At 71.7% G+C, this 9,293-nt stretch carries 10 protein-coding genes; 6 read left to right on the top strand and 4 right to left on the bottom strand.

The annotated features are described in order from the left end of the window. Positions 1-143 precede the first annotated feature (143 nt). The 3 genes from ACFWGZ_RS36000 to ACFWGZ_RS35990 form a co-directional block, all read right to left on the bottom strand. Complete coding sequence (locus ACFWGZ_RS36000; RefSeq protein ID WP_382456061.1) at positions 144-962, bottom strand: helix-turn-helix domain-containing protein; 819 nt, start codon at positions 960-962, stop codon at positions 144-146. A 64-nt stretch (positions 963-1,026) separates the two neighbouring features. After that, complete coding sequence (locus ACFWGZ_RS35995) at positions 1,027-1,410, bottom strand: SsgA family sporulation/cell division regulator (protein WP_382456060.1); 384 nt, start codon at positions 1,408-1,410, stop codon at positions 1,027-1,029. Positions 1,411-1,727: 317 nt separating this feature from the next. Continuing rightward, positions 1,728-2,669 (bottom strand): pirin family protein, encoded by a 942-nt coding sequence (locus tag ACFWGZ_RS35990; RefSeq protein WP_382456059.1) that lies wholly within the window; start codon positions 2,667-2,669, stop codon positions 1,728-1,730. 101 nt (positions 2,670-2,770) lie between these two features. Here ACFWGZ_RS35990 and ACFWGZ_RS35985 point away from each other — a divergent pair, with 101 nt between their 5' ends. The 3 genes from ACFWGZ_RS35985 to ACFWGZ_RS35975 are packed head-to-tail and all read left to right on the top strand — an operon-like array spanning position 2,771 to position 4,858. Further along, positions 2,771-3,085: a hypothetical protein gene (locus ACFWGZ_RS35985; protein WP_382456058.1), complete on the top strand. Its 315-nt coding sequence runs from the start codon at positions 2,771-2,773 to the stop codon at positions 3,083-3,085. Then, positions 3,082-4,452 (top strand): ferric reductase-like transmembrane domain-containing protein, encoded by a 1,371-nt coding sequence (locus ACFWGZ_RS35980; protein ID WP_382456057.1) that lies wholly within the window; start codon positions 3,082-3,084, stop codon positions 4,450-4,452. Before ACFWGZ_RS35985 ends, ACFWGZ_RS35980 begins: the two co-directional genes overlap by 4 nt. A gap of 4 nt (positions 4,453-4,456) precedes the next feature. Beyond that, complete coding sequence (locus ACFWGZ_RS35975; RefSeq protein WP_382456056.1) at positions 4,457-4,858, top strand: FMN-binding protein; 402 nt, start codon at positions 4,457-4,459, stop codon at positions 4,856-4,858. Positions 4,859-4,864: 6 nt separating this feature from the next. Here ACFWGZ_RS35975 and ACFWGZ_RS35970 read toward each other — a convergent pair whose 3' ends face one another. Further along, entirely contained in the window at positions 4,865-6,043 is a 1,179-nt protein-coding gene (locus ACFWGZ_RS35970) for a hypothetical protein (protein ID WP_382456055.1), read from the bottom strand. A 196-nt stretch (positions 6,044-6,239) separates the two neighbouring features. Between ACFWGZ_RS35970 and ACFWGZ_RS35965 the strand changes: the two genes are divergently transcribed. From ACFWGZ_RS35965 to ACFWGZ_RS35955, 3 genes are all read left to right on the top strand, one after another. Continuing rightward, entirely contained in the window at positions 6,240-7,013 is a 774-nt protein-coding gene (locus tag ACFWGZ_RS35965) for an ion transporter (protein ID WP_382456062.1), read from the top strand. A 282-nt stretch (positions 7,014-7,295) separates the two neighbouring features. Next, the gene (locus tag ACFWGZ_RS35960) at positions 7,296-8,150 is read left to right on the top strand and encodes a geranyl diphosphate 2-C-methyltransferase (protein WP_382456054.1); all 855 of its coding nucleotides are present in this window, start codon (positions 7,296-7,298) and stop codon (positions 8,148-8,150) included. A gap of 7 nt (positions 8,151-8,157) precedes the next feature. Continuing rightward, entirely contained in the window at positions 8,158-9,231 is a 1,074-nt protein-coding gene (locus ACFWGZ_RS35955) for a family 2 encapsulin nanocompartment cargo protein terpene cyclase (RefSeq protein WP_382456053.1), read from the top strand. Positions 9,232-9,293: the final 62 nt, after the last annotated feature.

The raw sequence follows: 9,293 nt of genomic DNA, 5'->3' as shown, positions 1-9,293 counted from the left end.
CTCGCATGCAGCGAGTGCTGAGTCGCGCTAGACGGGGGAGCCACCACCGCGCCTCGCTGCGCTCGGGACTGCTCGGCTTCGCCATCGCTTGGGCTCGCCTTCGGCTTCGCGTCCGGGCTCGCCTTCGGCTCGCGTTGGGCTCGCTAGTGCGACCTCGCCAAGGCTCGTAGCGGGGTGGGGCCTCGGTATTCGGCCAGCTTGCGCCTCGACTGGTGTTCGTCCAGGGCCACTGCGTCCAGGTGGTCGAAGAGGGCTCTGGTCGTCGCCACCGCTGCCTCGTCCTGGGCGAAGACCTTGGCCAGGTCCGTCTCCACGTACACGACCGGCTGGGCCCGCTCGAACTCGAAGAGGGTGCAGGGGGAGCGGAGCGCGGCCGTGGTGGCGTCTGCCGGGATTATTCGCACGATGTTCGCGTTCGCCTGCAGCCAGAGGTACTGGTCCTCCATCACCTGCGGGGTGCCCGGGCGCAGGTGCAGGGCCAGTTCGTGGAGGTAGAAGACGCAGTCCGGGCGGGTGGGGCGGCGCAGGACCGCCTGCCTGTCGTCGGCTTCCGGCCGGGTGGCCGTGGTGCCGGACCGGAGGGCTCGCTCGTAGGGCGGGGTGCGCAGCAGGCTGTTCACGGTCAGGACGTCGTAGGCCGTGATCCTGGTGGCGCTCGACTCCGCCAGCGCCAGGGTGCGGACGTGGTCCGGGGCCTGGGCCAGGTACGGGTCGAAGGCGTTGTGGTGGCGGCGGAGGAAGTCCTCGAGGAAGTCGATGTCCTTGCCGCACGCGGTGAGGTACTGGGCCAGGTCGACGTCGCTGGCCCTGATCTTGCCGTGTTCGAGGTTGGAGACCTTGCTGGGGTCCCAGCCCAGCTGGACGGCCAGGCCGCGGCCTCGCAGGCCGGTGAACCTCTGCCGCAGGCGGCGCAGTTCGTCGCCCAGGTCGCGGCTGTAAGCGGTGGAGCTCGTGGTGGTCACCCGGCCGACGCTAGGCGTTGGAACAGGTCCACGGTACGGACTCGTTCGGGTGAGAACGGGCCCGTCAGTCGAGGAGCTTGCGCAGTTCCGCGTCGAAGTCGAAGTAGTCGTTCTCGTGGCCCGGCGCGACGACGTCGTAGGTGGAGTTCAGGAACTCCTGGAGCTCGGACGACTGCACGTGGAAGATCGCGTGCGACACGTCGGAGCGCAGCTCGAGCACGGCCGTGGTGCTGTTGTGCGGGCGCAGGCGCACGTCGCCCGCGCCGCTCGTGGTGATCAGGCCGTCGGCCAGCAGGTCGCGGCTCACGAGCCACACGGTTTCCTGGCGCCCCATGCGGAACGTCATGGTCACCGCGTGCGGGTCCTCGGCGCGGTAGCCCAGTTCGACCTCGACGGGGAGCGGGCGCCCCGAGGGTGCGATGAAGGCGAAGACAGACTCCGCGCCCACTCGTGTCACGTTCTTCATGCCCCCTAAGACGCCTGGCAGCCCCCGTGGATGCCTCGCTCAGGAAATGCGATCGGAACGTGATTTTCAATGGGCCTGAAGTATGAGATCCGCCGTCCAAGCGTTCACTTTCGTTGAGATTTGCGTCACCGGGACGGCTGACCTGGTGTTTTGTTGTCGTTGCAGTGGCTCGGTGCCAGGCGCAGGGCGGGCTCGCGGGGTGCTGGAGGGCGGTCGTGTCGAGACGGTGTTGCGGCCGTTCGGAGCAGTCTCGGTGGTGGCGTTGCAGAGTTGGTTCGCCGCGATGGGTGACCGCGCTCTCACGCCGGGTTGCCGCGCGGTCGCAGCCGGCCACCGGGCAGCGGGGGCGCGGGCAGTCGGGAGCCCGGGTAGCCCTCGACGCGGCCGAACCTGTCCGTCTCCGCCTGCCACTCGTCGCGGTACGCGGCGATCTCGTCGTGGGTGCGGCCCACGAAGTTCCACCACATCACGATCTCCTCGCCGAACGGCTCGCCGCCGAGCAGCACGAGCCGCGCGCCCCGCTCCGACGACAACGTGAGGGTGGTGCGTCCGGTGCCGACGTAACCGAGGTCGCCGGGGCTCAGCGCCGTCCCGGTCAGGTGCGCGTCGCCGGTGTCGAGCAGGACGCCGTGTTCGAACGACGGCGACACGTCGAGCGTCAGGGTCGTGCCCGCGGGCAGCACGATCTCGGCGCCCAGCAGCGGGGTGAACGTGGTGACGGGGGAGGCCGAGCCCGCCAGGGAGCCGAGGAACACGCGGATCGCGGCGCCGTCGCGTTCGACGGTCTCCGGGACGTGGTGCTGGAAGTCGCGCGGGGCGTCGCGGTGGGAGTCGGGCAGGGCCAGCCACAGCTGGACGCCGTGCAGCACCGCGGAGTCCGGGGTGGAGACCTCGGAGTGGCAGATGCCGCGGCCACCGGTCATCAGGTTCAGCTCACCGGGGCGGACGAACGCGTGGACGCCGAGGCTGTCGCGGTGCTCGATCTCGCCGGTGAAGAGCCAGCTCACGGTCTGCAGCCCGGTGTGCGGGTGCGGGGCGACGTCCATGCGGACCTCGTCGGGACCGTAGTGGTCGCAGAAGCACCACGCGCCGATCAGCGAGCGCTGCTTCTGGGGCAGCGTGCGGCGCACGGACATGGCGCGCGGGCCGCCCAGCGGGACGTCGCGCGGGGTCAGGACCTCGACACCACCGGGGGTGGAGGTGCAGGTCAGTTCTGCCGGCTCGGCCTCGACATTGCTCACGCCGGTGATCGTAGGCGGTTCAGCCGACTCACAGCTGGCTCTGGAGCTGCGCTCAGCCTCGCCACCGAGCATGGAGCGCGTCGAGAGCGAAGGAGCGCCCCATGAACGTCGAGACGAGCACGACCAGCGGATCCCGGTGGGAACCGGGATCCGGGGCCGTCCGGCCGCCCGCGCCACCGGCCGCGCCCGTCGTGCGGGGGCGGTGGCTCACCGGCCCGGTCGTCGCGGGCGCGCTCGGGCTCGCCGTGCTCACCGGGCTGGGCGGGTTCGCGCTCGGGCTCGCGGTGGGCGGCGACGGCACGAGCCAGGTGCGGCAGGACCCCGGCCAGGTGTCCGGCCAGGACGGGGTCCCCGACGGCCGGCGGGACCGCGGCGACGGGAGCCTCGGCACGGCACCGGACGGGCAGGGGACATGACCGCGGCCCTCGCCGTCGCACGAAGACGGCCCGCCGATGCCGGTGCGCGCGTCGCCGCCACCGCGGCGTTCTGGGGCGGGCTGGGGCTCGTCAGCTACTGGTGGGCGGCCGGTGGCGGGCTCACCGACCTCGGCGGCTGGGAGACCGGGCTGGACTCGGCGGGGCGGCTCACCGGCCTGCTCGGGTCGGACCTGCTGCTCGTGCAGGTGCTGCTGATGGCCCGGCTGCCGGTGCTGGAACGGGCCTTCGGGCAGGACCGGCTGGTCGCGGTGCACCGGCTGGTCGGCTTCACGTCGTTCACCCTCGTGCTGGCGCACCTCGTGCTGATCACGTGGGGCTACGCGGCCGGCGACCTCACGGCGACGCTCGGCGAGTTCTGGGAGCTGACCACCGACTACCCGGCGATGTTGCTGGCCCTGGCGGGCACCGCGTGTCTAGTCCTGGTGGTCGTCACGAGCGTCAGGAGGGCGCGGAAGAAGCTGCGCTACGAGTCGTGGCACCTGTTGCACCTCTACGGCTATCTCGGCGCCGGTCTCGCGGTGCCACATCAGCTCTGGACCGGGCAGGAGTTCCTCACCTCGACCGCCGCCACCGTCTACTGGTGGGGGCTGTGGGCCGCCGCCGCGGTCGCCGTGCTGGTGTGGCGGGTCGGGATTCCGTTGTGGCGCAACGCCCGGCACCGGCTGCGGGTGACGTCGGTCGTGCCCGAGGCCGACGACGTCGTGTCGGTCTACCTCACCGGGCGGGGCCTGCACCGGTTGCCGGTGCGGGCGGGGCAGTTCCTCGGCTGGCGGTTCCTCGGCAGGGCCGGGTGGACGCGCGGCAACCCGTACTCGCTGTCCGCCGCTCCCGACGGGCGCAGCCTGCGGATCACCGTGCGGGCGCTCGGCGACGGCAGTGCCGCGTTGCGCGGCGTGCGTCCCGGCACGCCGGTGCTGTTCGAGGGACCGTTCGGCAGGCTCACCGACCGGGCCCGCACGCGGCACGGCGTCGCGCTGGTCGGTGCCGGGGTCGGCGTGGCGCCGTTGCGCGCGCTGGCGGAGGGGCTCGACTACGCGCCGGGCGAGGCGGTTCTGCTGCACCGCTTCACCGGCCGGCCGTTGTTCGCCGGGGAGCTGGACGTGCTGGCCCGCGAACGGGGTCTGCGCGTCGTCGACCTGCCGGGGCACCGGAGGTCCGCGGGGTCGTGGCTGGGCGACGGCGTGCCGGTCGACGACCTGACGGCGTTGCGGCACCTGGTGCCCGACATCGCCGAGCGCGACGTCTACGTGTGCGGTCCGGCGCCGTGGGCGGAATCGGTGCGCCGGGCGGCGGTCGCCGCGGGCGTGCCGGAGGAACGGATCCACGTCGAGGAGTTCAGGTGGTGACCCGGTGAAGCGCATCCTCGTGTGGCTCCTCGGCACGGTGACGGCCGTGGCGCTGCTGTTCGGCTACCGCACGTCGCTGGCGGGACCGATGACCGCGGCCGCCCCGCAGCCGGCCGCGGCCTCCGGTGGTGCCGGCACCGTCACCGGTCCCGCCGTGGACACCCGCTGGGGTCCCGTCCAGGTGCGGGTGACCCTCGACGGCGGCAAGATCACCGCCGTCACGGTGCCCGTGCACCCGGACGGCAACCGGAAGGACCAGCAGATCAACGCCCGCGCGCTGCCGATCCTGGTGCAGGAGACGCTGACCGCGCAGAGCGCCGACATCGACACCGTCAGCGGGGCCACGGTCACGAGCGAGGGCTACGTCTCCTCGCTGCAGGCCGCGCTGGACCAGGCGGGCCGGTGATACCGGTCAGCGCAGCAACGGGGCCAGGTTGCCGGTCCGCGTGCCGGCGGGAGAGGTCACGCAGAAGCGCAACCGGTCGACCACTGTGGACAGTTCGCCGCCGAAGGTGTGGCCGGGTCCGTAGAGGACCGGCGCCGGCACCGCGGCGGACTGGGCGGTGAGGTTGGAGACGAGTCCGGCGCTGGTGCCGCCGTTGGGAACGATCCGCAGCGTGTAGTCGAGGATGCTGCCCGCCTCGCCGCCGAAGACCCGGACGCCCGGCAGGACACCGATCCCGGTGTCCCAGTCCATCGAGTTGCGGACGCTGACCATCCTCGCCGTGGTCGACGACGTCACCCCGGCCTTCGCCGAGTGCACGACGGCGACGTCGGGCCGGGTCGCGGTGGCGTTCTCCCGGAACACGACGGCGTACCCGCTGGTGTCGGTGGCGGGAGTCCACGGGTAGACCGGGATGTTGTAGCCGGCCCGGTACCACTCGGCCGGGCTGCCGTCGGCGTTCAGGCTGAACGCCACGGCGTCGAAGGCGTCGGACGAGCGCAGGAACGGCAGCCAGTTCTCCAGGTAGAACTCGACGCCGGGGACGGCCGAGCCCCACCTCACGATCCGGGGCAGGCGCAGCACGCGGCGGATCTGCAGGCCGCCGCCCCCGCCGGCGAGCCGGGTGTAGCGGGTGAGCTGGGGCACCGGGTCGGAACCGGCGAAGTCGGTGTCCAGCTGCGGCTGCCACTGCCGGTCGGCGATGGTCCAGACGTCGGTGGTGGTGTCGCTGAGCCGTTCGACCGCCACGGTCCGGGAGAACACCCCGGCGCCGGTGCCCGCCTGGTTGACGTTCCAGCGCCGGTCGGGCGCGGAGGAGGTGCCCTCCACGTTGAGCGCCCACAGGACGGCCTGCACCACCCGGTCGGTCTCCTCCCCCTGGAAGGTGGGGGACAGCAGCGGGCGGTAGGTCTCCGGGCAGTACCGCATCTCGCGCACGCAGCCCCCGCCGCCGAGGCGGTAGTCGAACTGCTCGGTGTCGTTCCAGCAGGCGCGCTGCCAGATGTCGTTGCCGTAGGTGAAGAACTGCCACGACCACCCAGGAGTGGCCTGGGCCCTGGCCGGCGGCCCGAGGGCCGTCAGCGCCAGGGCCGCCGAGGCGGAGGTGAGGAGGCCACGACGGGTGAGACCGGCTGGACGTCTCGGCACTGGTTCCTCCAGGGCGTGCTCGGGGACGGACTGCCGACGACGCTAGGTCCGCCACGCGCGCCCGTCGTCGGGAGAACCCCTGACGGACCCCCTGACGTCGCCCGGCCGGAGCTGATCAACACGACCGGGTGATCAGCTGGACCCGCCCCACGGCCGATAGACATCAAAACCCCTGTCGTAGGAGCAGCAAGTGAAGATGGCGCGCGCCCGCGTGGGCGAGCTGGTGGAGAGCAACCGGTTCCAGTTCTTCATCATCGGCGTGATCGTCGTCAACGCGATCACGCTGGGCGCGGAGACGTCGACCGTCCTGCACGCGCGCCACGGGACGGTCCTCACGACGATCGACCGCCTCGCGCTCGCGATCTTCGCCGCCGAGCTGGCCGCGCGGCTGTACGCCTTCGGCTGGCGGTTCTTCCGCGACCCGTGGAACGTCTTCGACTTCGTGATCGTGGCCATCGCCCTGATCCCGACCGCCGGCCCGCTGTCCGTGCTGCGCAGCCTGCGCATCCTGCGGGCGCTGCGGCTCGTCGCGATGGTGCCGAGCATGCGCCGGGTCGTCACGGCGCTGGTCCGCTCGATCCCCGGCCTGGTCTCGCTGTCGGGTCTGCTGGTGCTGCTCGTCTACGTCGGCGGGGTGATCGCGAGCAACCTGTTCGGCGACACCGGCGACCCGCGCTTCTCCGGCCTCGGGCCGACGCTGCTGACGCTCTTCCAGCTGACCACCGGCGACGGCTGGTCCGACGTGATGCGCGACCTGATGGAGCACAAGCCGTACGCGTGGATCTTCTTCCTCGTCTACCTGATGGTCGGCACGTTCACGATGCTCAACCTCTTCATCGCCGTCGTGTGCAGCGCGATGCAGGAGGAGGTGGCGGTGCCCGCGCCCCGCTCGGCCGCGCACGACGACCTGCTGGTGCGGGAGGTCCGGGCGTTGCGCGAGGAAGTGCGGGCGCTGCGCCAGGTCGCCTGACTGCGGGAGCCGGCGAAGCCCGTGCGGCGGGCGGGACCCGGATTTCCGGCCGGTCGGCGTGGAGCTCGCCCCGACTGTCATCCGGTAGTGCACGCAGACCCCACGAACGGGGTGCCGCGATCTTGCTAGGGGGTGGCGCGCCGACGACTCCGGTGCGCTGTCCGGCTTACCCGTTCGTGTCCGAACCAAGCCTGAACGGCGGATCGCAGAGTGGGCCGAATGCTGCAAAGGTCAGTGTCTGTTCGGCAGTTTGCTTTTCCACGAACAGGAGCCCCTCAGGTCATGGCGAGCCCCACTGTGAAGCCGGTTCTGCGCACCGACTACCAGCGTTCCGTCGCGGACTACTGGAACAGGGAGAAGGACCCGGTCAACATCAAGCTCGGTGAGGTGGACGGGCTGTACCACCACCACTACGGGCTCGGCCAGTACGACCCGGCGGTGCTGCAGGCGCCCGCCGCGGTGCGCGACCAGGCGATGATCGCCGAGATGCACCGGCTGGAGACCGCGCAGGCCGAGGTGCTGCTCGACGCGTTCGGCGAGTTGCCGGCGAACCCGCACCTGATGGACGGCGGGTCCGGCCGCGGCGGCACGAGCTTCATGGCCAACGCCCGCTTCGGCGCCCGCATCGACGGCGTCAGCATCTCCGAGGAGCAGGTGGCGTTCGCGAACGCCCAGGCCGCCGACCGCGGTGTCGCCGACCAGGTGCGGTTCCACTTCAAGAACATGCTCGACACCGGCTTCGAGACCGGCTCGTTCAACGGCATCTGGACCAACGAGACCACGATGTACGTGGACCTCCAGCAGCTGTACGGCGAGTTCGCGCGCCTGATCGCGCCCGGCGGCCGGTACGTCTGCATCACCGGGTGCTCCAACGACCTGACGGGTCTGCGGTCGCGGGCCGTGAGCCAGATCGACCAGCACTACATCTGCAACATCCACCCGCGCAGCGAGTACTTCCGCGCGCTGGCGGACAACGGGTTCGTGCCGATCAGCGTCGTCGACCTGACGCCGGACACCATCCCGTACTGGGAGCTGCGCGCCCAGTCGTCGGTCGCGACCGGCGTCGAGGACCCGTTCCTCACCGCGTACAAGGAGGGCAGCTTCCACTACCTGCTGATCGTCGCCGACCGGATCTGACGCAGCCGTGACCGATGTGAAAGACCTCCTCACCGGGCCGTCCGGGCTGGGCACCTCCGCTGCCCGGCTCGGGCGGCCCGAGGCCGTCGAGCTGCCTCCCGAACCCGGCTACGCCGAACGGCCGTGGGGCGACGGCACGGCGCCGCCGCTGTACGTGCCGGTGCTCGAACGCGAGGACGCCCTGCTGGCGGCCGCCGTGGACGAGCGGCTGGTGGCGTGGGCCGGCGAGTGCGGTTTCGAGGAACCGGAACGGTTCCTGGGCGGCATGTTCGGCCGCCTCGCGGTGCTCACCCACGTCGACACGAGCGACGTCGAGCAGCTGCTGATCGCCGCGAAGCTCAACGCGGCGTGGTGGGCGGCCGACGACCTCTACGCCGACAGCACCGAGATGGGCGCCGTGCCGGCCGAGCTGCCGCCGCGCCTCGCACTCGCGATGGCCGCGATGGACCCGGTGGCGCCCGCCGCCGAGTTCACGGTGGAGCTCGAGGAGACCCTGGCGGCCGACCCGGTGCTCGTCGGCCTGCGCTCGGGCATCGCGCACCTGGCGTCCCGCAGCACACCGGCCGTCGTGCAACGCGTCTGCTACTCGACGTTCGCGATGTTCGTGTCGTGGACGTCGTACGCGGCCTGGCGCCACACCGGCGACTACCCGCCGGCGTGGCAGTACCTCGCGACGCGCCAGCACGACACCTTCTACACGTCGATGACGCTCATCGACGCCGTCGGCGGCTACGAGCTGCCCGCGCCGCTGTACTACGACCCGCGCGTCCGGCAGCTGCTCACCGCCGCCGGCACCGCGTCGGTGATCGTGAACGACCTGGTGTCGGTGGAGAAGGACGCGGCCGACGAGGTGCCGGTCTGCAACATGGTGCTGCAGATCGCCGCCGACCGCGGGTGCTCGATCGCCGAGGCGACCGAGCGGACCGTGGAGCTGCACAACCAGCTGGTGCGCGACTTCGAGGCCGGGCACCGGGAGCTGCTCGCGATCCCGTCGGTGGAGCTGCACCGGTTCCTGAAGGGCACCAAGGCCTGGATGGCCGGCGGTTTCGAGTGGCACACCACGCACCCGCGCTACCGGTAGGCGTCCGCCCGAGCCGCACCGGTCGCGCGGCTCGGGCGATCAGCCCTTCACGCCCGTGTGCC

It is taken from the genome of Lentzea sp. NPDC060358 (assembly GCF_042725365.1).
GTDB lineage: Bacteria > Actinomycetota > Actinomycetes > Mycobacteriales > Pseudonocardiaceae > Lentzea.
The sequence above is the reverse complement of the archived record's forward strand: the minus strand, read 5'-3'. Positions and strand labels throughout refer to the sequence as shown.

Bases quoted from the DNA above. Each gene is read 5' to 3' on its own strand.
- ACFWGZ_RS35965 (WP_382456062.1), top strand. From the start codon at position 6,240: ATGGCGCGCGCCCGCGTGGGCGAGCTGGTGGAGAGCAACCGGTTCCAG.
- ACFWGZ_RS35985 (WP_382456058.1), top strand. From the start codon at position 2,771: ATGAACGTCGAGACGAGCACGACCAGCGGATCCCGGTGGGAACCGGGA.
- ACFWGZ_RS35960 (WP_382456054.1), top strand. From the start codon at position 7,296: ATGGCGAGCCCCACTGTGAAGCCGGTTCTGCGCACCGACTACCAGCGT.
- ACFWGZ_RS35980 (WP_382456057.1), top strand. From the start codon at position 3,082: ATGACCGCGGCCCTCGCCGTCGCACGAAGACGGCCCGCCGATGCCGGT.